The following is a 25,232-nucleotide window of genomic DNA, read 5'->3' on the forward strand; positions in this document are numbered from 1 at the left end:
TTGGGGTTTTTGCTTTTCCTGCATGTACGTTTTTATGCAGGTGAACCGACATCGATCAGGGATTCAATCATGACCTTTTGACTGTTTTTGTCCACCCAAGCATGTGTTTCTACCAGTTGCTTGCGGTACCAATCAATTTGTACTTCTACCTGATTACGCGCAGTCCCACCCAGCACGTTGCGTGCATTGACAACGGTCTCAACAGCTAGCGCGTCATAAACATCCGCCCCAATATCCTCTGAGAAGCTCTGGAATTCTTCCAGGGTCAGATCGAGAAGATACTTTTGCTGCTCGATGCAGTACAAGACAGTTCTCCCCACGACTTCATGCGCCTGACGGAACGGCATGTCTTTGCGAACCAAATAATCTGCCAAGTCTGTCGCATTGGAAAAATCGTTGGTAACTGCTTGACGCATGCGATCTGCCTTGACTTGCATTGTCTTAATCATCGGAGTGAGCAACGCTAGTGCCCCATGAATGGTCGCTACCGTATCGAACATACCTTCCTTATCTTCTTGCATGTCCTTGTTGTACGCCAGCGGCAAACCTTTCAATACGGTCAACAATCCAAACAGATTGCCGTAAACACGCCCTGTTTTTCCGCGAACCAGCTCTGCTACATCAGGATTTTTCTTTTGCGGCATGATACTGGACCCCGTACAAAACGCATCGTCTAGCTCCACAAAAGAGAATTCCTGACTGCTCCAAATGACGAGCTCTTCGCACAGACGGGAAAGATGGGTCATGACCAAAGAAGCGTCTGCCAAAAATTCGACGATGAAGTCACGGTCACTCACCGCATCCATGCTGTTTTGATAGATACCGTCAAATTGCAACAATTCTGCTACAAACGAGCGGTCGATTGGGAATGTCGTACCTGCTAGGGCACCTGCTCCAAGCGGCAGTACGTTCACACGCTTCCACGTCTCGGTCATCCGCTCGATATCGCGTTGCAGCATGGACACATACGCCATCAGGTGATAGCCGAACAATACCGGTTGCGCACGTTGCAAATGTGTATAGCCTGGCATGACGGTATCGAGATGCTGGCTCGCTTGCTCAAGCAATGCCTCTTGCAAATACATCGCCAATTGGATAATCTCCATCAGCTTTTCTCTGAGGTACAGGTGCATATCCAACGCAACCTGATCATTACGGCTGCGGCCGGTGTGGAGTTTGCCCCCCACCGGACCGATCTCTTCAATCAGCATCTTTTCAATATTCATATGCACATCTTCGTGCGCTACGAGAAACTCAGCTTGCCCGCGCTCAATTTTCTCTTTAACCTTTTTCAAGCCAGCGATGATCTGTCTTACTTCCTCCATCGGCAGGATGCCGCACTTGCCCAACATGGCAACATGAGCCAGGCTTCCGACGATGTCCTGTCGCCACATTTTCTGGTCGAAAGAAATAGAAGCAGTATACTCTTCTACGAGTTGATTCGTCGGCTTCGTGAAGCGTCCTCCCCAGAGTTTCATTGCTTGATCGCATCCTTTTCATCCAAAATCTTAATGGCCGTGTTTTTATTCTCGTGCAGTACACCCTCGTTTACCTGTGCGTACACCTTTGTAGGCAGACCCCACAGCTTGATGAAACCAAGTGCTGCTTTGTGGTCGAATTGGTCACCTGCATTGTAAGTCGCCAGCTCATGGCTGTAGAGAGACGATGCAGAGGTACGGCCTACAACGATCGCATGTCCTTTGTGCAGCTTCACGCGTACAACACCCGTTACGTGTTTTTGCGTTTCTTCAATGAACGCCTGGACAGCATTGCGAATTGGTGAATACCAGAGACCCTCGTAAATCACTTGCGCCAGTTTTTGCTCAACAATCGGTTTGAACTGAGCGACCTCACGAGGTTGCGTCAAAAATTCCAGCTCACGGTGAGCCAAAATCAAAGTAGTCGCAGCCGGTGTCTCATAAACTTCACGAGATTTGATGCCCACCAAACGGTTTTCCACATGGTCGATACGGCCTACGCCATGGTTTCCAGCGATTTTGTTCAGCTTGAGGATCAGCTCAGCAAGTGGGAGCTCTTCGCCGTTCAATGCAGTTGGCTTCCCTTGCACGAAAGTAATTTCGATTTCTTCTGCCTCGTCTGGAGCATCCGTGATCGACTTCGTCAGATCGTATGCACCTTCTGGAGGAGCTGCCCATGGATCTTCCAGAACACCGCACTCGCAGCTTCTGCCCCACAGGTTTTGGTCAATGCTGTATGGATTGTCCAGATCGATTGGGATCGGGATATTGTTCTTTTTCGCATATTCAATCTCTTCGTCGCGCGTCCATCCCCATTCACGAACTGGAGCCACGATTTTGATATCCGGGTTCAGCGCTGTAAAGGAAACATCGAAACGCACCTGGTCGTTTCCTTTTCCTGTGCAACCGTGTGCGACAGCTACTGCGCCTTCTTTTTCCGCGATCTCAACCAGCACGCGCGAAATCAGATAACGCGACAGTGCAGACACTAACGGATACTTCCCTTCGTACATCGCGTTTGCCTTCAGAGCTGGCAATACAAATTCCTCTGCGAATGCATCTTTTGCATCCACTACGATGGATTTCAATGCTCCTACCTGCAATGCTTTTTTCTGTACGAAATCGAGATCTTTCCCTTCCCCTACATCCAATGCAACTGCAATGACATCGTAGTTATACGTATCTTGCAGCCATTTAATTGCTACTGATGTATCTAAACCGCCTGAATAGGCCAACACAATTTTTTCTTTTGCCATCATTCTCTCTCCCCGTTTCGAAGTTTCTCTTATGCGAGTAATTATACAAACGAACTAATAAAAATACAACTATTTTTCTTGTATATTTCTTGTGAATTCGCAGAAAAAAACGGAGATGCAGAGGAATTATACATTTTCCGCATAAAGAGTTTCTTGTTTTTATGCATACTCATCATCTGTTTATGCATAAACGTTTGCGTAACCAAAAGGGAAACTTATCCAGGGTAGAGAATGAGTGAAAGGAGGAATTCCATAGAAGAAGTCTGTTGGAGGGACTATGAAAACAATTTATTTGGTACGTCATTGTCAGGCTGCTGGCCAAGAACCCGAAGCCCTGCTCACGGAAAAGGGAGAAGTACAAGCTCAGGAGCTTGCCTCCTTCTTCGCTGGTTCTCCCATTGATCGAATCATTTCTAGTCCGTACCATCGGGCGATTGCCACCATCCAGCCTCTTGCACAGGAGCGTGGAATCGTGGTTGAAGAAGACACACGTTTGGTCGAGCGCGTCCTTAGCGGAGTACCACGTGAAGATTGGTTTGAGCGACTGCGCGATACGTTCGATGACATGACGCTTGAATTCGAAGGGGGAGAATCCAGTCTTGCTGCTATAAACCGGGCAAATTCGTTACTCACTGAGATTTTAGCAGATGCGCATAAAGAAATCGTGCTTGTTAGTCACGGATGCCTGCTAGCCTTGCTCATGAAATCAATGGATGACCGCTTTGGCTTTCACGATTGGGAGAAATTAAGCAATCCAGATGTATTCAAGCTTACCTGTCATTTCGAAACCAGAGAGCTCATCCGCATATGGTCGTAAACGAATAAAAACAGTTACAAGGGGCAGCTCATCTGATTGCCTCCTGTAACTGTTTTTGTGGGATGGACTCCATTCCGATAATGCTCTGCAACTCTTCGTACGGCAGTCGCTGAACGATTCTGATAAAATGCTCCGCCAATATCGGATCAAATTGGGTACCGGAGCCCCGTCTGATTTCTTGAAGCGCTTCCTCCACAGGCAAACCTTTTCGATAAGGCCTGTCCGCGACCATCGCATCGAAAGCGTCTGAAATAGCTAAAATTCTCGCCATCAGTGGAATCTCATCCCCGGCTAAACCATCCGGGTATCCCCTTCCGTCTATTCGCTCATGATGGGAGCGGATCGCAGGGAGCAATTCATTGAACATCCCTGCTTGCAAAATAATTTCGTAGCCAATGACCGTATGCTGCTTGATCTTGTCGTACTCTTCCGGGGTCAGCTTTCCTTTTTTATTGAGAATTTCGTCTTCGATGCCGATTTTTCCAATGTCGTGCAGGATTCCCCCGATATAAACATCCTCCACTTTTCTTTCGGACAACCCAATATCTCTCGCAATTTCTCTTCCCCAGTAAGCTACACGCTGAGAATGCCCACTTGTGTATCGATCTCGTGCGTCAATGGAAGCAGCCATTGTCGTTAAGAAGTTGTGATTGAATGACTTGACCTCTTCTACTTTTTGCTGAAGCCTTTGAAGGTTGTCATAGTAATGATGAAATACGTAGCTGATCGTAATAAAGGCAATCATCATAGGAATTAGTGTGAGCGGTCCATATGACTCTACTAACCGCGAACCTACTCCGGCTAGAATTAAAAGCAGCAAGTAAGTCGAGGTAAAGCCTTTTGCCATCATCTTTACGGTTCGCGCCCAAGTCATTTGATGAAAATAGGAGATACCCAATCCACATAAAATCAGGTTCACAAACCAATACACAACAGCCAAAAACAAATCGCTAATAATGGGAGAAACAGTTCCGAAGCCCTCGATCCAATCCTTCAAAAACGCTACTGTCCATATAGTCATTAACAATTGCCCAATATTAATGATGGCTTTTAGTGGATTAAACCTTACCAGGAATGCAATGATTAAAGATTCAATAACAGCAGCCCATACTCCGACCCATACTCCGTACAACAAGATACCCGAAAAGATTACAGCATTGTTCACTGTTAAAATCGTATTCGATATGCGCACGGGAGCAAAACAGGAAAAAATGGTCAGGAGGGTATAGGTAGATAATACCCCCCAATGCTCACGAAGAGCCCATTCAGATGAAGATGTGTAAAAAATATAGATTGCTGCAATGACAAATCCAATCTGTACAACAATCCCCTTTATCCAAACCGCATAATTAGTTTTTTGTCGCATAACTTTTACCTTCGCGAAGTTGTAGTAATGAAATAGGTTTATTCATCAATCGCTGAACAAGTAAAAAGGCGCCTAACATAATAAAAATATCGCCGATGCTAATAATCCGAGGAATGATAGATGGCATGTAGATGACATCCGTCAAAAATGGGAAATTTGAACTTTCCGTCAATACACTATGCTTGAAATTGGTTCCGTTAATCACTGGTTCCAAATCATAAGGAAGCTTTGCTGCTTGGACTAAATCAATTGGCATTTTTCCATTGTTAGACCAAATTGCAATCGCATTCAGAAACCAGCCGATTAAAAATATCCGCATATCTTCAAATTCTCGATTAAAAACGAGGAAAGCCAAAATAAACACATACGCGATCGATATGAAAAGGCCACCGATCGTAGGGAAGAAGACTGCACAAGCCTGCAGCAATATGGTAACGATAAGAAGTTTTATTTGATTGAATTTAGGGAATTCCTTGATTCTCCCCCCTCGCAGCAATGCTACGAGAAAAGATAGGGCAATGACATCCAATAGCATGTTGTTTCCTCCAAGCTTGAAGAAAAAACACCACTCAGCCAAGCGGTGTTTGTTTCTCCAATACGCTTATTATCCAATATGGAAGTTTGCAGAAGTAGCTGCTACGATTGCTACCACCATCATAATTGCCGCGAACCATTTTTTCATTTTCTTTTCCCCCCTTCAGGCATAGTGGAGAAAGCTGGCTTCGCTACTGTCCGTGATGCAGAGGCCAAGCGACCAAGTACAGCCCCTGCTCCCTTTCCTTTTCCATTACGGAAAAGGTTGGATTCGCTACTGGCTCCATACGGACCAAGCGACCAGATACAGTCCGTACTTCCTTGCTTCTTTCCTACCTTTATTTTACACATAAGTGACAAAATTCGGCAATCATAGATTCATAGTCTATTCGATTTAATTACGGCTAGTTCTATTTAACTAGAACTATGTTCACACCAGCGCCGCCAATATCGCCTTTTGTGCGTGCAATCTATTTTCAGCCTGATCAAAAATGACAGAGCGAGATCCGTCGATGACCCCGGTTGTCACTTCTTCCCCACGATGTGCTGGCAAGCAGTGCAAGAAGAGATAATCACGATCTGCCGCTGCTACCAGTTTTTCGTTCACTTGATAGTCGGCAAATGCTTTCAATCGTACCTCATTTTCTTCTTCAAAACCCATACTAGTCCAAACGTCCGTGTATACAGCATCTGCCCCCATGACAGCCTCTATCGGATCAGTGGTTACCATCATTTTTCCACCGCTTTGATTCGCGTATTCTGTAGCCTTTGCGACAATTGTTGCATCCATTTCATAGCCTGCCGGAGTCGCCACCCGCACGTCCAAACCTAGCAGAGCTGCGCCCAGCACCAGTGAGTTCGCCACGTTGTTTCCGTCTCCTACATAGGCGAGCTTGACTCCTTTCAGCTTGCCTTTATGCTCCCAGATTGTCAGCAGATCAGCCAACGCCTGACACGGATGGTACAGATCGGTCAAACCATTGATAATAGGGATCGACGCGTGCAGAGCAAGCTCTTCTACATAAGAGTGGGAAAAGGTGCGAATCATGATGGCATCCACGTACCGAGAGAGAACTTTCGCAGTGTCGCTGATCGGTTCCCCGCGTCCGAGCTGTAGCTCTTTTCCGCTCATGAACATCCCTAGGCCACCCAACTGATGCATCCCTACTTCAAAGGAGACGCGCGTGCGGGTCGAAGCCTTGTCAAAGATCATCCCTAACGTCTTGCCTTGCAAAGGCTGGAATGGCTGTCCCAGCTTTTGCAATTGCTTGACGTGAGCAGACAGATGGAGCAGCTCCATCAATTCTTCCCCGTTGAATTCATCGACGCGCAGGAAATCTTTCCCTTTATGCTTTTGTAACGGCAAGTTTTGAAAGTGTTCCAATATCTTCACTGGCTGCATGCAAGCCACCTCTTTTCTTCATAATAGACTTCACGTATAACTCGAACGTATCGACAGCGGAGAACAACGGCACACCTTGTTGTACCATACGACTTCGCAGAGCAAATCCTGTCCGGCCCTGACGATTGCCTTTCGTCGCAGTTACAAGTGCGAAGGCCGCTTCTTCCTTTTGCAACAGCTCGATCCACGCCTCTTCATCTGCCACGACATGCTTCACGACAATTCCATCGGCTGCAAGCCACTCGGCCGTTCCCGGAGTTGCCGCCAGATTGGCACCATCTGCTTGAATTTGTCGAATCGACTCTCTTATGCCGTCCTGCTTATCTCCATCTGCCAGAGAAATCATGACCAACTGACCTTTTTGCCAGTCGCCGTACAAATTGTCCTTGAAAGCAAAGGCTTTGCCTGCTGCCTCTTCGAAAGAATGCCCCAAGCCGAGAACTTCGCCTGTCGATTTCATCTCTGGACCTAATACCGGGTCTACACCGTTCAGCTTGATCGTGGAGAAAACTGGCGCTTTGACGACTGCAAAAGGAATCTCTGGCAAAAGCCCTGTGCCGTAGCCCATCTCCGACAGCTTTTCACCCAATTGTGCGCGAACCGCCAATTGAACCATCGGGATGCCAGTCACTTTGCTCGTAATCGGTACTGTCCGTGAAGCACGAGGATTTACTTCCAGTACATAAACTGTTTCGCCATCAATGACGAACTGGATATTGATTAACCCGACCGCTTCCATTTCCCTCGCGATTGCTTCTGTATACCTCGCGATTTTGTGCTTGATGTCATCCGTCAGCTGAGGAGCCGGGAACAAGGCTACACTGTCGCCTGAGTGGATACCCGCTCTCTCCACATGCTGGAAAATCCCTGGGATAATGACAGATTGTCCGTCGCATACCGCGTCTACTTCTGCTTCCTTGCCTGGAACGTATTTATCCACGAGGAGTGGGAAAAACATGCTCATGTCCGGATGGTTTAACCAGTCTTGAATGGTTGCTTGCAGTTCGTCGATATTGTGGACTACTACCATACCTTGCCCGCCGATGACGTACGAAGGCCGCATCAAAACTGGGAAGCCGATTTCCTCCGCTATTGCGGTCGCATCCTCCAAAGACGATACTCCTTTACCGGGGATATGCGGAATATCCAGCTTGCGCAGCATGGCGTAGAACAGCTCGCGATCCTCCGCACGTTCAATGGCTGTAAGCGACGTACCCATTACTTTCAGCCCCGCATGCTCCAGCTTGGCTGCCAGATTGATCGCGGTTTGACCGCCGAACTGAACCATGACGCCCTCAACCTGTTCGCGTTCTGCGATATGCAGCACGTCTTCTACGTGAAGCGGTTCAAAATAAAGGTGGTCGGCTGTTTCATAATCAGTGCTGACCGTCTCTGGGTTGTTGTTCACAACGACAGCCGCAATACCGCTTGCCTGAAGCGCTTTGGCCGCATGCACGGAGCAGTAGTCAAACTCGATACCCTGACCGATGCGAATGGGGCCTGAGCCAAGTACCAGTACTTTGCGGCCAGACAATGACTCCACCTCATCTATTCCTTGCCAATCTGAATAGTAGTAAGGGGTTTGGGCATCAAATTCTGCTGCACACGTGTCCACGATTTTATAAGTAGGCGTAATGCCTGATTCTTGACGAATTGATTTGATTTCGGCAGGTGTAGCATCAACCAGTGAAGCGATGGTTTCATCAGCAAACCCGCGACGCTTTGCTTCCAGCAACAGCTCTGGGGTCAGTGTTGTCCTGTCGTGGCAAGATAGCTCTACTTCCAAGTCCACGATTTTACGCAAGCTCCGCAAGAAAAACGGATCGACACCAGTCAGACTGTGCAGCTCACTTTCTGTAAAGCCTTTGCGGATCGCCTCGGCAAAAACAAACAGTCTGATATCAGTCGCTTCCTGCAAGGAATGTGCAAGCTCCTCACGTGTCCATGATGCCAGCTCTGGTCGAGTCAAATGTGTGCAACCCTGTTCCAGGGAACGAACTGCCTTCAAAAGTCCTGCTTCCAGATTGCGGGCAATCGACATGACCTCGCCAGTCGCTTTCATTTGCGTCCCCAGCTTCCGGTCTGCCAGTGGGAATTTGTCAAACGGAAAGCGCGGGATTTTGACAACGATGTAGTCCAACGCTGGTTCAAAGCTAGCGTACGTGTATCCCGTGATTGGATTGAGTACCTCATCCAGTCCGTAGCCTAATGCGAGCTTGGCGGCGATCCGCGCGATTGGATACCCAGTTGCTTTGGACGCCAACGCACTCGAACGGCTTACACGAGGATTTACTTCGATCAGCACATACCGATCGGAATTCGGATCAAGCGCAAATTGAATATTGCAACCGCCTACTACCCCAAGCGAACGAATCACTTTCGTTGATACGCTGCGCAGCATTTGGTACTGGCGATCTGTCAGCGTCTGAGAGGGCGCGACGACAATACTGTCTCCCGTATGAATACCTACTGGGTCCAAATTTTCCATATTGCACACGATGATGCAGGTATCATTTGCGTCCCGCATGACCTCGTATTCAATCTCTTTCCAGCCTTTTACACTGCGCTCAATCAGTACCTGACCAATTGGGCTAGCTGCAATGCCACCGGCTGCAACCTTTCGCAAGGACGCTTCATCCCCCGCGATCCCGCCACCTGCTCCACCGAGTGTATAAGCAGGACGGACAATAACGGGATAGCCTATCGCGTTCGCAAACTCGATTGCTGCTTCTACAGATTCGACTGTATCGCTCTCAGGAACTGGCTCTCCGATTTGTTGCATCAATTGCTTGAACAGCTCACGGTCTTCCCCGTTTTGAATGGCAGCCAGCGGCGTACCCAACAGTTGGACGCTGTACTTTTCCAGCACGCCCGCTTCTGCCAGCGAAACAGCAAGATTAAGTCCCGTTTGGCCGCCTAACGTAGGCAAGAGGCCATCGGGACGCTCTTTTGCGATAATAGCTGTCACGGATTCCACCGTGAGCGGCTCCAGATATACTTTGTCGGCTACTTGTTCATCTGTCATGATTGTCGCCGGATTGTTGTTCACCAGCACGACCTGCACGCCAGCTTCTTTTAGGGAAAGGCAAGCCTGTGCACCTGCATAATCGAACTCCGCTGCCTGCCCAATGACGATCGGGCCAGAACCAATAACCAATACTTTATGAATGTGTGGCAATTTAGGCATATCTCTTCGCTCCTACTACGCGCATCGACTGCAAGAATTGGTGGAAAATGTGGGATGTATCATTAGGGCCCGGATGTGCTTCCGGATGGAACTGCACACTGAAAACAGGCAGACTGACGTGACGCAATCCTTCGACTGAACCGTCATTGACATTGCGGTAGGAAACCGTTAACTGACGTTTGTCCAGAGACTCTTCCTTGACCACGTACCCGTGATTTTGTGAACTCATATATACTTTGCCAGTCATCAGATCCTTGACCGGATGATTGCTGCCGCGGTGACCGTATGCGAGCTTTTCTGTCTTGCCGCCGTACATCAATGCCAATACTTGATGCCCCAAACAAATGCCCAATGTCGGGTACTGCTCCACGGCTTTGCGCCACTCGCTGCAATACGCAAGCAAGTGCTCCGGATCGCCAGGCCCATTGGAAAACAACAAGCCGTCTGGTGCGAGCGCATTGATTTGGGCAAAACTCGTATCAAAAGGAACGACCGTGACACGGCAGCCCTGTTCGAGAAGGGCATCCAAAATCGATTGCTTCATGCCGAGGTCAATCAAGACGACATGCTCCCCTGTTCCCGGATACCGCTCCACTTGTTGTCTGGATACATTGGCAACTAATGATTTCTTGGCGTGCTTGTAGCGTAGGGACACAACTTCCTCTACCTGCATAGGCTGATCGGAAATGACACCGAATACGGTACCGTCTTGACGAACGCGCTTTGTAATCGTTCGCGTATCAATCCCTGCAAGGATCGGGAAACCAAATGCTTCTGCCGCTTGGGCCAAAGTCATGTTTGATTCGTAATGGCTTGGCTCCGTGCATAGCTCGCTGACAATCATCCCTGTCAACGCTGGCTTGGCTGCCTCATAATCCTTTTCGTTAATCCCGTAGTTTCCGATCAAGGGATACGTGAAGGTAACGATTTGCCCTGCAAAAGAAGGGTCTGTCATCACCTCTTGGTATCCCGTCATTCCTGTATGAAAAACCACTTCTCCGAATCCGTTAATTGGAGCGCCATACAGCTTCCCTGTAAAAACCTCGCCGCTCTCCAGCGTTAAATACCCTGTTCCTAACGATTGCTTCTCTCTATTCATCTATAAAGCCACTCCTCTCCAATGGGCACCGGCCTGATCGCTCTTAACGAAAATTTATGCAACCTTTTGTATTAATATACATTTGAGATTATAAAAATGCAACGAGTTTTTTGGCCACTTCCACCCGTTGCATTCTTTTCTTTTTCATCTAAACCTGAGATAGTGCCTCGCTTAATACAGCAATAGCCTGCTTTACTTCCTCATCGGTCGTTACAAACGATGGCAAGAGTCTCACTACTTGTGGGCCAGCCATCAGCAGAATGACTCCTTTTTCCCGTGCATACGCAACCGGCTCACCAGCAGGAATCGTTAGCTCCACACCGAGAAGCAATCCTTTTCCCCGAACCGTAACCACTTTGTCTGGATGCTCTGCCTTGAGCTTCTCTAGCTCTTTGATCAATACGTCATGGATATGGGCTACCCGCTCCAAAGTCTGCTCCTCTTCCATCGTCGAAAGCGTCGCAATTCCAGCAGTTGCTGCCAATGGATTCCCTCCAAAAGTAGTACCATGCGTACCCGGAGCAAACGCTTCTGCTACTTCTTTGGTCGCGACGACCGCTCCAATCGGGAACCCACTTCCCAAGCCTTTTGCCAATGAAATCGCATCTGGCTTCACGTCATATTGCTGGAAGGCAAACCATGTACCCGTGCGACCAATCCCAGTCTGAATCTCATCGATTAACAGGAGCAATCCGTGCGCATCGCACAATTCACGCAGCGACTTCACCCACGCTTCTTCTGCCGGATGTACACCGCCTTCTCCCTGAACCAGCTCCAGCATGATCGCGCATGTTTTGTCTGTAATGGCTGACTTGACTGCATCGAGGTCGTTGTAAGGAACGGTGACAAATCCTTGCGGCAATGGTGCGAATCCGTCCTTCACCTTTTCCTGTCCAGTAGCCGTCAGGGTAGCCAATGTCCGTCCATGAAAAGACTGTTCAAAGCTGATGATTTCGTAACGATCGGTCCCTTTTACTTTTTGTGCATAGCGGCGGGCGAGCTTGATCAAGCCTTCATTCGCCTCCGCTCCACTGTTACAGAAAAAAGCCTGATCCAGCCCAGACAGACGGCTCAGCTTTTCCGCCAAAATCTCTTGTTGGGGAACATGCACCAGATTCGAGCAATGCCACAACGTATCGAGCTGTTCGTGCAGCTTTGCCGTTACTTTTGGCGGGACATGCCCTAACGAGGTCACAGCAATTCCTGACGTAAAATCGAGATATTGCTTGCCTTGATCATCCCACACCTGGTTTCCTTGTCCTTTTACCAAACTGATTGGCCATCTCGCATAGTTATTCATGAGATGCACAGGCGCTGTTGTTGTATGCATTTTCATTTCCCTCCTACCTAAACGTAATTAACATTCATACGAACGGTTGTCCCAACTGTTTGCCCCGCACAAACACCGAGCAGATCTTCAGCGGTTCCCCGGCAGATGACAACCTGCTCCACGCCCTGTCCGAGAGCGTCGAGAGCTGCCTGAACCTTCGGAATCATTCCACCAGTAATAATCTCTGCCTGAATCATTTCCTGTATCCCTTCTGCACTTGTAGCTGGCACTACTGCCTTGGTTCCATCTGGCTGTGGCTGCATGATGCCCGGAACGTCTGTCACCATGATCAGTTTTTCGGCGCTGAGTGCTGCTGCAATCGCGCCTGCGGCTACATCAGCATTGACGTTAAATGTCTCTTTCCCATCTTCACTAACGGAAAGGGGTGCGATCACCGGGACGTAATTCTGCCCAAGAATCGCTTTCGGAATGGTCGTATCAGCCTTTTTGATTTCTCCTACCCACCCGAGTGGCTTTGGCGTTTTAGTTGCCAAAAGAGTCTGACCATCGATGCCACTAACTCCCCATGCCTTGGCTCCTGCCTGCGTTAGCCTTTTTACGAGCGCCTTGTTGATACTGCCGCACAAGACCATCTCTACAACTCGCAGCGTGTCCTCGCAGGTAACACGAAGCCCATCGACAAATTGCGGTGTGATCTGAACTTGATCGAGCATACTGTTAATAGCAGGTCCGCCCCCATGGACAATGACGATCTTTTGTCCTTGTGCCTGCAGTCCAGCAATCGCCTGAAAGAAGGAGTCCGGTAGCTGATCCATGGTACTTCCGCCACATTTGATCACGACAATTCCTTGCATCTGCTCTCCTCCTCTACGGGTATACGGGTACAAGCGGCAAGCCCGTTTTCTCAGGCAAATCAAACATGACATTCATGTTTTGTACGGCTTGACCGGCTGCGCCCTTCATCATATTGTCGATTACCGACAGCAAGATAACACGCTTCGTGCGCTGATCAACATGAATAGCGATATCGCAGTAATTAGAGCCATAGACTTCTTTTGTATGTGGATGACTGCCTGCAAGACGTACACGCACAAAAGGCTTATCCGCATAAGCAGCTTCGTATAGCTCCTGGATTTGTGCTTGTGTGACATCAGTCGTTAGTTGTCCATAAGCCGTGACTAAAATCCCTCGGGTCATCGGCACCAGATGCGGCGTAAATTGAACAAGTGTATCTTCCCCGCTTTGTTTTTGCAGCTCCTGTTCAATCTCTGGTGTATGCTGATGACTCGCAACTTTATAGGCATGAATGCTTTCATTAATCTCGCTGTAATGAACACCGAGCGATACTCCACGTCCAGCGCCGGACACACCTGATTTGGCATCGATGATCCAACTGTTAGGTTGCACCCAGCCTGTCTTCACCAGCGGAAGCAGGGCGAGGAGCGTAGCAGTTGGATAGCAGCCTGGATTTGCTATGAGACTGGCACCCGCCACTTTCTCTTGATTCCACTCGGTTAAACCGTAAACGGCTGTTTCTACCCATTGGGAAGGGGCCGGCTCATGTTTGTACCACTTTTCGTAAACCGCACCATTTTCCAGACGAAAATCCCCGGATAAATCAATGACCTTTACGCCTTTTTCGACCAGCTTTGGACTCAGCCCGCTACTTACTCCCGCAGGCGTAGCAAGGAAGATCAAATCGTTCACACCGCTCATGCTGTCTGCATCAATTGGTGATAATGTGGGCAACCCGAGCCCCGCTGCATGTGGAAACGATTTTTCCAAGCTCTCTCCTTCTGATGAACTTGAATATAAATTGGCAATCTCAACATGCGGATGCCCAGCCAAAAGACGGATCAACTCCGCGCCACCATACCCCGTTGCTCCAACAATCCCGACCCGAACCATGCTCTCTCCCCTTTATTCCATTCTGTATTTTTATACATGAATAATAATAAAAATCCACATAGAATACAACAGAAAAACTTTTTTACGTCCAAAGAAAAAAGCGCCCGATTGCTCGAGCGCTGGTTTGTTGCCCTGTTTACTTTTTGTCCGCTAACCATGCAGCGATGTTTTCTGCATCTTTTCCTTTGACGAGACCCGGAGGCATTGATCCTTTTCCTTTTTCCAAAATGCCCAGAATCTGCTCCTTGTTCAACTGACTACCGATCTTTTGCAAGTTCGGTCCAACTGCCCCTTCCAACGTCTGTCCGTGGCAGCCTGCACAGGTATTTTTGAACATAGTTTCTGCAGTTGCTGCATCATAGCTGCCAGATGGCGTCGTCGAAGGTGTTTCTGTTGCTGGTTTTTCAGCTGCCGGCGTTTCTGTTGCTGGTTGTTGTGCTGGTGGCTGTGTTTGCTTGCTGGTACCACAGGCACTTAGCGAGAATGCGAGTACAGCCGCTGTTAAAACGAGTGGAATGCGTTTCAAGGCTGTTCCCTCCTTTTTTCGGATTTCTTCGCTAAGTATGCCTCCGACTACCACTTCTCATTCTTGCTATAGCCATTTAGGATAAAGGAAACTCTAACGGGCTCCATTCACGTAGCTCCAACGTCCGTGCGCCTTCCACGACAACTGGATCAGCTTCAGCCAATTTTCGAGCTTCTTCCAGAGAATCCGCTTTGTAAATAACCAATCCGCCAAGCTTATCTGTGAAGGGTCCTGCCATGAACACTTTTCCCTGCTTGTACAAATCATTGATATACGTAAGATGCGCAGGTCTTACTTGAGCATTCAGCTCTTGATTGACGATTGGCAAAAATGCGGCATATAACATGGACGGTTTCTCTCCTTTTTCATGACCTTGTTCTTTCATGAAGTATAACATAATTATGAATACGGACTTTGGTCTGGTAGGATTTTTCCTTTCTACAGCGAACGATTCAAAGGTAGCAAGTAGCAACAGAGAGGCGGATAGGTATGGGCACGCAGATACAGTTATATACATCTCTCTTCCACAACAATCCTGACGCTGTTTTCATGTTCGACATGCAGGGCAGATTCACAGGAGTAAACGCTGCTGGTGAAGCATTGGTAGGATATACCTCTCAAGAATTGCTGCGGATGAAAATTTGGGAAATTCTCGCTTCTACAGAAGGTCTCGACAGTAAGAAACAACAACAAATCCTTTCTACAGGAATCAGAAAAAATAAGCATTATCAGTTGCTCCATAAAAGCGGGCAGGTTGTGGAAATTATCGCTTCCAGCTTTCCCATTTTTCAAAACGGCGAAATCATCAGTCGCTATTCCATTGCAAAAAACGTCACGCAGCAAAAGAAAATGGAAGAGGCTCTTCACCAGATGCAAGAGAACTTTCGGTTAATCTCCGAAAACATTATGGATTTGATTTTTATTGTAAATGTGGATGGAATTATTACCTACGCTTCCCCTTCTGTTCAGGCGGTTACTGGTCTCACGATTGATCAAGTGATCAACCAGCATTTTTCGATCTTGATTCATCCTGAGCAAGTAACCAACGCCAAGAGCGATTTTGCTCGAATGATGAAGCAGAAGATCACACTCGACGCCGAGTACCATTACCTGCACCCAGACGGTAGAATGTTGCTGTTCGATGTGAAAGGAACACCTGACATTTGTTCGAACGGTAATATTCTCAGCACGGTTTTTGTAGCACGTGATATTACAGAACGTCGGCAATCAGAGGAATTGCTTCGTTACTCTGACAAGCTGTCTGTTCTAGGGGAGCTTGCCGCAGGAATCGCCCATGAAATTCGCAATCCACTTACGGCTTTGAAAGGGTTTATTCAACTCATGGAAGGGGACGAGTTCGCCAATCAGCAATACTTGCAAATTATGCGATCGGAAATCGAGCGGATCACTTCGATTACCAGTGAGCTTTTGATTATGGCCAAGCCGCAAGCGTTGCGATTTGCTCCCAACGGCCTTTTGCCATTGCTTTCGTCTGTCATTAAGCTTTTGGAACCACAAGCACTTCTAAAAAATGTATCCATTCTTACTGATTTTCCGCAAGTTACGTCCCTCATATTGTGTGAGGAATATCAAATCAAGCAAGTCTTCATAAACATCATAAAAAACGGCATGGAAGCCATGCCGTTAGGTGGAAATCTCACAATCAAGGTTGTAGAGCGCTCTTCCGATGTTGTCATCCGAATTAGCGATCAAGGACAAGGCATCCCTGCCGAGCTACTTCCCCGATTAGGAGAGCTTTTTTATAGTACAAAAGAAACAGGAACTGGCCTGGGGTTAATGGTAAGCACAAAAATTATTCGCGATCACGGCGGTACAATCAACATCGCAAGCGATGTCGGCAAAGGAACCACCGTATCGATTTCCATACCAAAAGCCTTGAAGCCTTCTGTTTCGTTTAACGATTAATCTGCGCGCGCAGATAGGCATCGATAAACGAATCAATATCACCATCCATGACTGCTTGAACGTTTCCTACCTCCATATTCGTCCGGTGGTCTTTTACCAGACTGTATGGGTGGAAGACATAGGAACGAATTTGGCTGCCCCATGCAATATCTTTTTGTTCACCTTGAATCGCGGCCAACGTTTTCTCTTGTTCTTCCCGTTTTTTCTCAAACAGTCGTGCCGTCAGCATTTTCATCGCACGCTCCCGGTTTTTAATCTGGGAGCGTTCTGTTTGACACGTCACCACAATTCCAGAAGGCAAGTGAGTAATCCGTACAGCGGAGTCAGTCGTGTTGATATGCTGACCACCCGCACCACTGGAACGATACGTATCGATTTTCAGGTCTTCTGTACGTATGTCTACCGCATTATCGTCTTCGATCTCCGGCAGGACGTTGCAAGACACAAACGATGTGTGACGACGTCCAGAGGCATCAAACGGAGATATCCGCACAAGACGATGAACCCCTTTTTCTGATTTGAGGTAGCCATACGCATTGTAGCCCTTAATGAGTAGAGTAACACTTTTTACACCGGCTTCATCCCCAGGCAAATAGTCCAATGTTTCAACCTTGAAGCCCTTGGCATCCCCCCAACGTGTATACATACGTAGAAGCATGGACGCCCAATCCTGGGACTCTGTACCACCCGCTCCCGGATGCAGCTCCAGAATGGCGTTGTTTTTGTCGTATTCATCACTCAAAAGCAATTCCAGCTCAAAGCTCTCAAATGACTTCCGCAGCTCCTGCGTACTGTCATACAAATCTGGAATGAGGGACGTATCCCCTTCTTCGATAACGAGCTCCAGCATTACCTGGAGATCCTCGTACTGAGAATCCAGCTTGGTCATCGTCTCTACCAGGCTTTTGATTGCATTCAGTTCACTGATTGTCTTCTGCGCTGCATCATTGTCATCCCAAAAATCGGGTGCCAGCATGCGCTCTTCCAGTTCACCGATTCGTTCCTGTTTTACTGGGAGGTCAAAGAGACCCCCTAATATCCGCTAAACGCTTAGCCATGCTAGACATCTCTTGTTTGATGTCCGCAATATCGATTAATGCCATGTTGCGAATCACCTTCTCTTTACGTAAGCTATGTTTTATTGTAACGTAATTTGCCAGATGCGCAAATACGGCAGCTTGTCACGTTTAGAAAAGGGACTTCGCCGCTACACTTTGTCACGTTGCCACCGGTGGTGATGGCGAGGATCTGAGGTCTCGGATTTCATGTGGTTGTTTATTTTCCGCCTGTGGTGCGGTAACCAAATAGAGATGCGTACGCCGAGCTTGGCTTGTTTTCAGCTGGTAGGCTTTCTTGATGAGGGCTTGTCGCTTCCAGTTGTGTGTTTTTCGATATTTTTTGGCTAGCGGACTTTCACGCGTCCGATCCACCATTCCATTCGGCGGTGCAATCAAGGCCTCATTCCAATTCGGCTCCGGAATTTCCTCTATCAGTCGCTTGTCCTCAAAGACCGGATCTTGCGCTGAGATGACTCTCGGTAATTCAAATCCCTCCTCCTTTTCAATCAGCTGTACTTTTTTATTTTCTTTTCCTGTCTTTAGCACTGCTTTTAAAGTAACGGAAATGCGCTCCATAATATTCTTCGTTTGTATCCCCATCACGTTCACTGACGTTCTCATTTGTTCATTCCCCCGTCTTCGTGAATTTTTGGTAAAAGTGTTGTACTTACGATTCTATTTATTTTTCAGATAATTACCACTTGAATCGTTCGATCACATCTACCAGTGTTAGACAAATAGATCGTTAATATCAGACGAGGAAGAATAGATGAGGACGAATACTGTCAAGGCATTAGGAATGGGCAAGAAAAAAACATTCCCCTCGTACCGAATTTGCCGATACGAGAAGAATGTTCTGTTCTTGCTTATTGTTTCTTATTTTGACGTTTGCGTTCCTGCTCCTGAGCGCGACGCTGTGCACGGTTTTTCGGATCAGCATCACCGGAGGTCTCCGGATCTGGACGATCAGATGGACCGGATGTTTGCAAGTTGTCCGGGTCGATTCCTTGACCGCGAATGACATCCTGACGCTCCAGGTTTTGGCTGACTTCGGCTTTCATGATATACATAGCGACTTCTTCCTGAACAGCAGCCAGCATACCTTGATACATTTCGTATCCTTCGAACTGGTACTCACGAAGCGGGTCGTTTTGTGCGTAAGCGCGCAGGTGAATACCTTGACGCAACTGATCCATCGCATCGATGTGATCCATCCACTTGCTGTCGACAGCACGCAGAATGACGACTTTTTCAAACTCGCGAATCGATTCGCCGATTTCTTCTTCACGCTGTTTGTACTGCTTATCAACTTCTGCTTTTAACAGCTCGAGAATTTCTTCTGCTTCCATGCCTTTCAGCATTTTAGCTGTAATCGTTTCTTCATGGAGGAACCCATTATTGGCAGCATCGGCCAATGCTTGCAGATCCCAATCCTCTGGTACCTCTTCTTTTGGACAATGCAGAGATACTGCACGCTCCATCACTGCGTAGATCATATTCAAAGCAACATCGCTGAGATTTTCCTGTTCCAGGATGTCTTTACGCTGTTTGTAGACAACCAGACGCTGCTGATTCATCACGTCGTCGTACTGGAGAACGCCTTTACGTGCATCGAAGTTCGATCCCTCTACACGCTTCTGCGCGGATTCTACCGCACGAGTAACCAGGCGGCTCTCGATCGGCATATCCTCTTCCATACCCAGGCGATCCATCATATTCATGATATTGTCCGCACCGAAACGACGCATCAGCTCATCTTGCATCGAGAGGAAGAACTGGGATGAACCCGGGTCCCCCTGACGACCGGCACGACCGCGCAGCTGATTGTCAATCCGACGGCTCTCGTGACGTTCTGTACCGATAATATGGAGACCGCCTATATCCGCAACACCTTCGCCGAGCTGAATGTCCGTACCACGACCCGCCATGTTTGTCGCAATGGTAACCGCTCCGTACACACCTGCACGTGCAACGATTTCCGCCTCGCGCTCATGCTGCTTCGCGTTCAATACGTTATGCGGTACGCCTTTTTGCTTCAGCATTTGGGACAAGCGCTCCGAGTTTTCGATAGAGATGGTACCTACCAGGATCGGCTGGCCCTTTTTGTGTCGCTCGACAATGTCGTTTACAACTGCACGATATTTAGCTGCCTCTGTTTTGAAAACAAGGTCAGGTGAATCGACACGCTGTACGGGTTTATTCGTTGGAATAACCACAACGTCGAGACCGTAAATCTTTTTGAACTCTTCTTCTTCCGTCTTCGCTGTACCTGTCATACCCGCCAGCTTCTCGTACATACGGAAGTAGTTTTGCAAGGTAATGGTCGCCAGTGTCATGCTCTCGCTTTGGACACGCAGACCTTCTTTGGCTTCAATGGCTTGATGCAAGCCATCACTGTAACGACGTCCAACCATCAGACGGCCGGTGAACTCGTCAACGATCACAACTTCGCCTTCCTGTACCACATAATCGACATCGCGCTTGAATAGCACTTGTGCTTTCAACGCCGCCGTAATGTGGTGGTTCAACGTGATATGTGCCGTATCGTACAGGTTGTCGATGTTGAATGCCTGTTCAACCTTGCTTACACCTTCATCTGAGAGATTGACGATTTTCAGCTTCTCATCGATGGTGAAATCCTTTTCTTCTTCCAGGCGCTTCACAAAATGCGAGCAGATGTAGTACAGCTCTGTCGATTTGTTAGCAGAACCGGAGATGATCAACGGCGTACGTGCTTCGTCAATCAAAATGCTGTCCACCTCGTCAATGATAGCGAAGAAGAGCGGACGTTGTACCATTTGTTCCTTGTACAGAACCATATTGTCACGCAGGTAATCGAAACCAAACTCGTTGTTCGTACCATACGTAATGTCACACGCGTATGCTTCGCGTTTTTCTTCAGGGCTCAGTCCATTCTTGTTCAAACCGACTGTCAGTCCGAGGAAGTTATACAGCCTACCCATGATGGTCGAGTCACGCTCAGCCAAGTATTCGTTCACGGTAACGACGTGGACGCCTTTGCCCATCAAGGCATTCAGGTATGTCGCCAGTGTCGCAACCAGCGTTTTACCTTCACCCGTCTTCATCTCGGAGATACGGCCTTCCTGAAGAACCATACCACCAATCATCTGGACGTCGAAGTGACGCATGCCCAGAACACGGATCGATGCTTCACGTACAACGGCAAACGCTTCATTCAAGATTTTGTCCAGTTCTTCTCCATTTGCCAAGCGAGCCTTAAACTCAGCTGTCTTCTCCCGCAGTTGGTCATCCGAGAGTGCCTTAATCGTTGGTTCCAGCGCATTGATACTTTCTACGCGCTTAAACATTTTCTTTACTTCACGTTCATTGCTATCGCCGAATATCTTTTTAACGAGTCCTAACATGAGGACACCCCTTCCATATACTGCCAAACAAAATGCACAAGCCGGCATGAGTCCAGATAATAAAAAAGGATACCGATTCTACGAAAATAATACTTTCTAAAAAGATATTTTATCAAATAGAGCATCCTCTACACAAGTAAAGGGAGTTGCCAATAGCAACTCCCTAGTCTTATACGAATGAGAATGTGTAAAGTTTCGTTATTTTGGTTCAATCAATCCGTAACGCCCATCATTGCGGCGATACACCACACTGACGTCATTGGTGTCACTGTTTTGGAAAACGAAGAAGCTGTGTCCCAGCATATCCATCTGCATGACCGCTTCCTGTGCATCCATCGGCTTCAGATCGAAGCGTTTGGTTCGAACAATATCGATGTCTATGTCGATATCATCCTCATCCACATCCGGGATCATGACTGCTACTGGCTGACTCTCACGCTGTGCGATTCTTCCTGTCGAATCAACCCGAAGCTTCCTCATCAGCTTCGTTTTGTGTTTCCGAATCTGACGTTCCAGCTTTTCTACTATCAGATCGATAGCAGCATACATATCTTCGTGTGTTTCCTCCGCTCGGATAATGACCCCACTCAGTGGGATAGTTACCTCGATCGTGCCTTCTCCGCGATGTACATGCATGGTGACTTGTACTTCTGTAGGCTGTGGAGTTTCAAAATATTTTTCCAGACGGCCGACTTTCTTTTCGACATATTCTCTAAGTGCACCGGTGACTTGAATGTTTTCTCCACGAATGTTAAATTTCATGGTTCCAACCTCCTTCCGTCTATACATACGTATTCGCCACTTCTGTAAATAATCCTTCCACTCAGCTTAAAAAAATCTTTGCAAATCTTTTACAAACCATCAATATCCGACATTATTTTACCAATACTTACTAGATTCCCTATGCTATAATAGGACAGGTAGTCATCCAATCCTATATCGCGGTCGTCATCGCACTGGAGGAATCCTCATGGCCGAGGTTAAACCTTCCCATTCACTTATCGGAACAACGCTCGCTCAAGACGTCTACAATGAGTACGGTCTGCTTTTACTACCCGCTGGTGCAAGCCTTCACCTAAGTGATATACGACTGCTAGAGGCTCATCAGGTGGAAGCCGTACACGTTACTACTGACTCGGAAGCACCCGAAATGCCTTTTCCGCTCCTTCATTGGAGTGAGACAGAGGCTGCAAAGGCCTATATGATGGCCGTACAAAAAACCGAGTATTTATTTAACCAGCTCGCAAATGGGGATACCCCCCGACTGCAACAATTTAGCGATGCTGTTCATCCTATGCTCGATCAAGTTCTTCATCACATGAGATTTCTGCGCTTCATTTATTTGAGTGAAGGAACAGAAGGTTATACGTATCGCCATTCTCTGCATGTAGGTATCGTGGCAGCTTTAATCGGAAAAATCATAGGATTGCCGCAACGTGATGTTCATTTTTTAGGCCTTGCAGGTCTTCTCCATGACGTCGGCAAGATGAAAATCCCCGATGAGCTGCTGTCCAAACCAGGACGCCTGACAGACGAAGAGTATACGATTATGAAAAAGCATACCGTATACGGCTACGAGCTCCTGCGCACCATGGACGATGCCGACAATTTGCTGGCACAATGCGCTCTCATGCACCACGAACGTTGGGATGGAAGTGGATATCCCCTCGGACGAAAAAAAGATGGCATCCCTTTTGAATGCCAAATCATCAGTGTCGCAGACGTGTTTGATGCGATATGCGCAGATCGCGTGTATCGGAAGGGAACCTCTCCCTTTGAAGCAGCGAATGTTCTGTGGGAGCTAGCTTGTTCAGGCCAGTTAAATCCGATGATTGTATCTCGTTTTATTCATTACATTATCTTGCTTTACGTCGGCTCCCATGCGCTTTTGAGCAATGGCGACCACGTCGAAATCATTATGATTCATACAGATGAGCCTATGCGCCCTCTCGTTCGTAGAGGTAATGATTTTATTGACCTGAGACTGCAGCGCTCCCTACACATTCAAAAAATGATCAGTTAAACGCGTTGAAAAGTTGAAAAAACGAATCCCCCTGTCCTACTCAAGGAACCAGGGGGATTTTGCTATTGTTTCGTTTATAACTTCACGACGTTCGCCGCTTGTGGACCGCGGTCCCCTTCTACAATGTCGAATTCTACAGCCTGTCCCTCATCTAACGAACGAAACCCTTCCGACTGAATCGCCGAAAAGTGGACGAATACATCATCACCGTCTTCTCGTTCAATAAATCCAAACCCTTTTTCTGCATTAAACCATTTTACTTTGCCTTGCATGAAACAGCACAACCCTTTCTTTTGTGAAAATAAAATCAAGTCTAGCTTCCCCCAATTCAGGCGAATCATTCTACACGCTCATTACCGTGTGGAATATTTTTTCTCAAGTCCTCGCACGACTACACGGGACAAGAACAACGTAAGTACCAGGTAAACCGCCGCTTCTGTTAAATACGGGGGGTAGCGCTCAAATGTACTTTTCGCTACGTTCATGGCTGCGTAGTTTAATTCCGGTGTCGCGATTACTGCCAGAAGAGACGAATCCTTTAAGAGAGCAATAAACTCATTTCCGATTGCGGGCAGCATTCGTGTAAACGCTTGCGGAAGGATAATTTGGCGCATCGCAAGGCCCTTGTTCATGCCAAGTGATCGTGCCGCTTCCATCTGTCCCGGATCAATGGATTGGATGCCAGCCCGAAAGATTTCCGCCATATAAGCAGCTGCATTGAGTGAAAGCGCGACGAAGCCTGAATAAATTGCTTCCGGGCTGCTCGCTCCCGGATACAGAATACCCCAAATCGACGGAATCACCGCAAAATGAATCAGCAAAATTTGGACCAGCATCGGAGTTCCCCGAAACAGCTCTACGTAAATCGAACAGGTCCAACGCAAGATTCTCTTGGAGGACATTTTGCCCAAGCTGATGAACAACCCCAAAAATGTTCCGCAAACCGTAGCCACTGCTGTTAGTAAAATCGTATTAATAATGCCTCGGATAAACAATTCACGGTAGTCGTAGATGACACTCCAGTCCAATGGCTAATCCTCCCTTCTTCATGTCAGCAATCCAAGTTGCGAACAAACGCCGGCTACGTCGTAGGGACGCACCCGGCCATTTTGCTGCCTACTTATTGCCAAAGTACTGGGTGTAAATTTCCTGCAGCTTTCCATTTTCTTTTATCTTTTTCAATCCGTCGTTGATTTTGTTCATCGCATCGGCATTGCCCTTTTTCACGATAATTCCGTAAAATTCCTTTTCAAAGGAATCATCCTTAATCAGCTTAAACTTCTTGTCTTTTACTTTATTCACGTAGTATGACAAAACGCCATTGTCGCCAATCACTGCATCGACCCGACCATTAAAGAAGTCATCGACGGAGGATGGCATGTCATCATAACCTTTCAAGCCTTCGTACGTATCTCCAAACGCCTTTTTGACCACTTCTTCACCCGTGGTCGCAGCTTGAACCCCGATCTTCTTGCCTTTCAAATCTGCCAGCTTCGTCACTGGAGAATCTTCCGCTACCAGAATGAGTTGATTCGCTTCAAAGTATGAGTCCGAAAAATCGTATTTCTCCTTGCGCTTCTCCGTGATCGTGATGGACGAGATCCCAATATCAACCGTCCCTTTGTCCAATCCATCAAAAAGCGGGTCCCACCCGGTGTTTTTCCACTCGATCTTGAATCCGCCAGCTTCCGCGATCGCGTTCATTACATCGATGTCATGGCCACTAATCTTGTCAGCCTCAAGCATTTGGAACGGTGGATATGCCGCATCTGTACCGACTACGTACACCTTGTCACCCGAACCACCACTGCCAGACGTTTGCTGACCACCCGATCCACAGCCAGCGAGGAGTACCCCCACACCGACGACCAACGCGAGCGATTTGAACCAATTTGTCCCGATACGCATTTCGAAATCCCCCTTGTGTCTCTCTATCTGCCCATTTTGTCCCCAGTAATGTCCACATGAAAATCAC

Annotated in this window: 22 protein-coding genes; 3 read left to right on the forward strand and 19 right to left on the reverse strand. The window is 47.7% G+C overall.

Annotation, left to right across the window (positions count from 1 at the left end):
- Nucleotides 1-32: 32 nt before the first annotated feature.
- Nucleotides 33-1,478, reverse strand: a complete 1,446-nt coding sequence (gene argH / locus HP568_RS20465; protein ID WP_173630075.1) for an argininosuccinate lyase — start codon at nt 1,476-1,478, stop codon at nt 33-35.
- Nucleotides 1,475-2,734 (reverse strand): argininosuccinate synthase, encoded by a 1,260-nt coding sequence (locus HP568_RS20470; protein WP_056487125.1) that lies wholly within the window; start codon nt 2,732-2,734, stop codon nt 1,475-1,477. Before HP568_RS20470 ends, argH begins: the two co-directional genes overlap by 4 nt.
- A 277-nt stretch (nt 2,735-3,011) precedes the next feature.
- Here HP568_RS20470 and HP568_RS20475 point away from each other — a divergent pair, with 277 nt between their 5' ends.
- The gene (locus HP568_RS20475; protein ID WP_048034993.1) at nt 3,012-3,551 is read left to right on the forward strand and encodes a histidine phosphatase family protein; all 540 of its coding nucleotides are present in this window, start codon (nt 3,012-3,014) and stop codon (nt 3,549-3,551) included.
- A 28-nt stretch (nt 3,552-3,579) separates the two neighbouring features.
- On the opposite strand, the gene HP568_RS20480 is transcribed toward HP568_RS20475, so the two are convergent.
- From HP568_RS20480 to HP568_RS20525, 10 genes are all read right to left on the reverse strand, one after another.
- On the reverse strand, nt 3,580-4,917 hold the full coding sequence (locus HP568_RS20480; RefSeq protein ID WP_173630076.1) for an HD-GYP domain-containing protein: 1,338 nt from the start codon (nt 4,915-4,917) through the stop codon (nt 3,580-3,582).
- The gene (locus tag HP568_RS20485; protein WP_048034995.1) at nt 4,901-5,452 is read right to left on the reverse strand and encodes a DUF5317 family protein; all 552 of its coding nucleotides are present in this window, start codon (nt 5,450-5,452) and stop codon (nt 4,901-4,903) included. Before HP568_RS20485 ends, HP568_RS20480 begins: the two co-directional genes overlap by 17 nt.
- A 429-nt stretch (nt 5,453-5,881) precedes the next feature.
- Nucleotides 5,882-6,853 carry an ornithine carbamoyltransferase gene (gene argF / locus HP568_RS20490; protein WP_048034996.1) on the reverse strand — a complete coding sequence of 324 codons (972 nt, stop codon included), beginning with the start codon at nt 6,851-6,853 and terminating at the stop codon, nt 5,882-5,884.
- Nucleotides 6,798-10,040: a carbamoyl-phosphate synthase (glutamine-hydrolyzing) large subunit gene (carB, locus tag HP568_RS20495; protein WP_173630077.1), complete on the reverse strand. Its 3,243-nt coding sequence runs from the start codon at nt 10,038-10,040 to the stop codon at nt 6,798-6,800. The genes argF and carB overlap by 56 nt, the downstream gene beginning before the upstream one ends.
- Entirely contained in the window at nt 10,033-11,139 is a 1,107-nt protein-coding gene (locus tag HP568_RS20500; protein WP_173630078.1) for a carbamoyl phosphate synthase small subunit, read from the reverse strand. The genes carB and HP568_RS20500 overlap by 8 nt, the downstream gene beginning before the upstream one ends.
- 148 nt (nt 11,140-11,287) lie before the next feature.
- A complete protein-coding gene (locus HP568_RS20505; protein WP_173630079.1) occupies nt 11,288-12,469 on the reverse strand; it encodes an aspartate aminotransferase family protein in 1,182 nt (393 codons plus the stop codon).
- Nucleotides 12,470-12,486: 17 nt separating this feature from the next.
- Complete coding sequence (argB, locus tag HP568_RS20510; protein ID WP_173630080.1) at nt 12,487-13,284, reverse strand: acetylglutamate kinase; 798 nt, start codon at nt 13,282-13,284, stop codon at nt 12,487-12,489.
- Nucleotides 13,285-13,297: 13 nt separating this feature from the next.
- Nucleotides 13,298-14,338 (reverse strand): N-acetyl-gamma-glutamyl-phosphate reductase, encoded by a 1,041-nt coding sequence (gene argC / locus HP568_RS20515; RefSeq protein WP_173630081.1) that lies wholly within the window; start codon nt 14,336-14,338, stop codon nt 13,298-13,300.
- 136 nt (nt 14,339-14,474) lie between these two features.
- Nucleotides 14,475-14,864, reverse strand: coding sequence for a c-type cytochrome (locus HP568_RS20520; RefSeq protein WP_026043384.1), 390 nt, complete (start codon nt 14,862-14,864; stop codon nt 14,475-14,477).
- A 76-nt stretch (nt 14,865-14,940) separates the two neighbouring features.
- Complete coding sequence (locus HP568_RS20525; protein WP_047069739.1) at nt 14,941-15,210, reverse strand: YciI family protein; 270 nt, start codon at nt 15,208-15,210, stop codon at nt 14,941-14,943.
- 143 nt (nt 15,211-15,353) lie between these two features.
- On the opposite strand from HP568_RS20525, the gene HP568_RS20530 reads away from it, so the two are divergent.
- A complete protein-coding gene (locus HP568_RS20530; RefSeq protein WP_048035002.1) occupies nt 15,354-16,790 on the forward strand; it encodes a PAS domain-containing sensor histidine kinase in 1,437 nt (478 codons plus the stop codon).
- Here the strand turns inward: HP568_RS20530 and prfB are convergent.
- The 4 genes from prfB to hpf form a co-directional block, all read right to left on the reverse strand.
- A protein-coding gene (prfB, locus tag HP568_RS20535; protein ID WP_113732290.1) for a peptide chain release factor 2 occupies nt 16,780-17,893 on the reverse strand; the annotation gives its coding sequence in 2 pieces (ribosomal slippage) (nt 16,780-17,811 and nt 17,813-17,893; 1,113 coding nt in all). The genes HP568_RS20530 and prfB overlap by 11 nt on opposite strands.
- A 114-nt stretch (nt 17,894-18,007) precedes the next feature.
- Nucleotides 18,008-18,469 (reverse strand): hypothetical protein, encoded by a 462-nt coding sequence (locus HP568_RS20540; protein WP_048035004.1) that lies wholly within the window; start codon nt 18,467-18,469, stop codon nt 18,008-18,010.
- 245 nt (nt 18,470-18,714) lie between these two features.
- A complete protein-coding gene (gene secA, locus HP568_RS20545) occupies nt 18,715-21,234 on the reverse strand; it encodes a preprotein translocase subunit SecA (protein ID WP_048035005.1) in 2,520 nt (839 codons plus the stop codon).
- Nucleotides 21,235-21,432: 198 nt separating this feature from the next.
- Nucleotides 21,433-21,996, reverse strand: a complete 564-nt coding sequence (gene hpf, locus HP568_RS20550) for a ribosome hibernation-promoting factor, HPF/YfiA family (protein WP_173630082.1) — start codon at nt 21,994-21,996, stop codon at nt 21,433-21,435.
- A gap of 208 nt (nt 21,997-22,204) precedes the next feature.
- Between hpf and HP568_RS20555 the strand changes: the two genes are divergently transcribed.
- On the forward strand, nt 22,205-23,257 hold the full coding sequence (locus tag HP568_RS20555) for an HD-GYP domain-containing protein (protein WP_048035007.1): 1,053 nt from the start codon (nt 22,205-22,207) through the stop codon (nt 23,255-23,257).
- A 74-nt stretch (nt 23,258-23,331) separates the two neighbouring features.
- Here the strand turns inward: HP568_RS20555 and HP568_RS20560 are convergent, their stop codons facing one another.
- From HP568_RS20560 to HP568_RS20570, 3 genes are all read right to left on the reverse strand, one after another.
- The gene (locus tag HP568_RS20560; protein WP_048035986.1) at nt 23,332-23,529 is read right to left on the reverse strand and encodes a cold shock domain-containing protein; all 198 of its coding nucleotides are present in this window, start codon (nt 23,527-23,529) and stop codon (nt 23,332-23,334) included.
- 81 nt (nt 23,530-23,610) lie between these two features.
- On the reverse strand, nt 23,611-24,285 hold the full coding sequence (locus HP568_RS20565) for an amino acid ABC transporter permease (RefSeq protein WP_047069746.1): 675 nt from the start codon (nt 24,283-24,285) through the stop codon (nt 23,611-23,613).
- Nucleotides 24,286-24,373: 88 nt separating this feature from the next.
- Nucleotides 24,374-25,165 (reverse strand): basic amino acid ABC transporter substrate-binding protein, encoded by a 792-nt coding sequence (locus HP568_RS20570; RefSeq protein WP_048035008.1) that lies wholly within the window; start codon nt 25,163-25,165, stop codon nt 24,374-24,376.
- Between the last annotated feature and the right edge of the window lie 67 nt (nt 25,166-25,232).

The sequence above is a fragment of the Brevibacillus sp. MS2.2 genome, from assembly GCF_013284345.1.
Classification (GTDB): Bacteria; Bacillota; Bacilli; order Brevibacillales; family Brevibacillaceae; genus Brevibacillus; species Brevibacillus brevis_C.

Excerpts from the sequence above, each read along its gene's own strand:
- argH (WP_173630075.1), bottom strand. The coding sequence starts at position 1,478 with ATGAAACTCTGGGGAGGACGCTTCACGAAGCCGACGAATCAACTCGTA.
- HP568_RS20470 (WP_056487125.1), bottom strand. The coding sequence starts at position 2,734 with ATGGCAAAAGAAAAAATTGTGTTGGCCTATTCAGGCGGTTTAGATACA.
- HP568_RS20475 (WP_048034993.1), top strand. The coding sequence starts at position 3,012 with ATGAAAACAATTTATTTGGTACGTCATTGTCAGGCTGCTGGCCAAGAA.
- HP568_RS20480 (WP_173630076.1), bottom strand. The coding sequence starts at position 4,917 with ATGCGACAAAAAACTAATTATGCGGTTTGGATAAAGGGGATTGTTGTA.
- HP568_RS20485 (WP_048034995.1), bottom strand. The coding sequence starts at position 5,452 with ATGCTATTGGATGTCATTGCCCTATCTTTTCTCGTAGCATTGCTGCGA.
- argF (WP_048034996.1), bottom strand. The coding sequence starts at position 6,853 with ATGCAGCCAGTGAAGATATTGGAACACTTTCAAAACTTGCCGTTACAA.
- carB (WP_173630077.1), bottom strand. The coding sequence starts at position 10,040 with ATGCCTAAATTGCCACACATTCATAAAGTATTGGTTATTGGTTCTGGC.
- HP568_RS20500 (WP_173630078.1), bottom strand. The coding sequence starts at position 11,139 with ATGAATAGAGAGAAGCAATCGTTAGGAACAGGGTATTTAACGCTGGAG.
- HP568_RS20505 (WP_173630079.1), bottom strand. The coding sequence starts at position 12,469 with ATGCATACAACAACAGCGCCTGTGCATCTCATGAATAACTATGCGAGA.
- argB (WP_173630080.1), bottom strand. The coding sequence starts at position 13,284 with ATGCAAGGAATTGTCGTGATCAAATGTGGCGGAAGTACCATGGATCAG.
- argC (WP_173630081.1), bottom strand. The coding sequence starts at position 14,338 with ATGGTTCGGGTCGGGATTGTTGGAGCAACGGGGTATGGTGGCGCGGAG.
- HP568_RS20525 (WP_047069739.1), bottom strand. The coding sequence starts at position 15,210 with ATGTTATATGCCGCATTTTTGCCAATCGTCAATCAAGAGCTGAATGCT.
- HP568_RS20530 (WP_048035002.1), top strand. The coding sequence starts at position 15,354 with ATGGGCACGCAGATACAGTTATATACATCTCTCTTCCACAACAATCCT.
- HP568_RS20540 (WP_048035004.1), bottom strand. The coding sequence starts at position 18,469 with ATGAGAACGTCAGTGAACGTGATGGGGATACAAACGAAGAATATTATG.
- secA (WP_048035005.1), bottom strand. The coding sequence starts at position 21,234 with ATGTTAGGACTCGTTAAAAAGATATTCGGCGATAGCAATGAACGTGAA.
- hpf (WP_173630082.1), bottom strand. The coding sequence starts at position 21,996 with ATGAAATTTAACATTCGTGGAGAAAACATTCAAGTCACCGGTGCACTT.
- HP568_RS20555 (WP_048035007.1), top strand. The coding sequence starts at position 22,205 with ATGGCCGAGGTTAAACCTTCCCATTCACTTATCGGAACAACGCTCGCT.
- HP568_RS20560 (WP_048035986.1), bottom strand. The coding sequence starts at position 23,529 with ATGCAAGGCAAAGTAAAATGGTTTAATGCAGAAAAAGGGTTTGGATTT.
- HP568_RS20570 (WP_048035008.1), bottom strand. The coding sequence starts at position 25,165 with ATGCGTATCGGGACAAATTGGTTCAAATCGCTCGCGTTGGTCGTCGGT.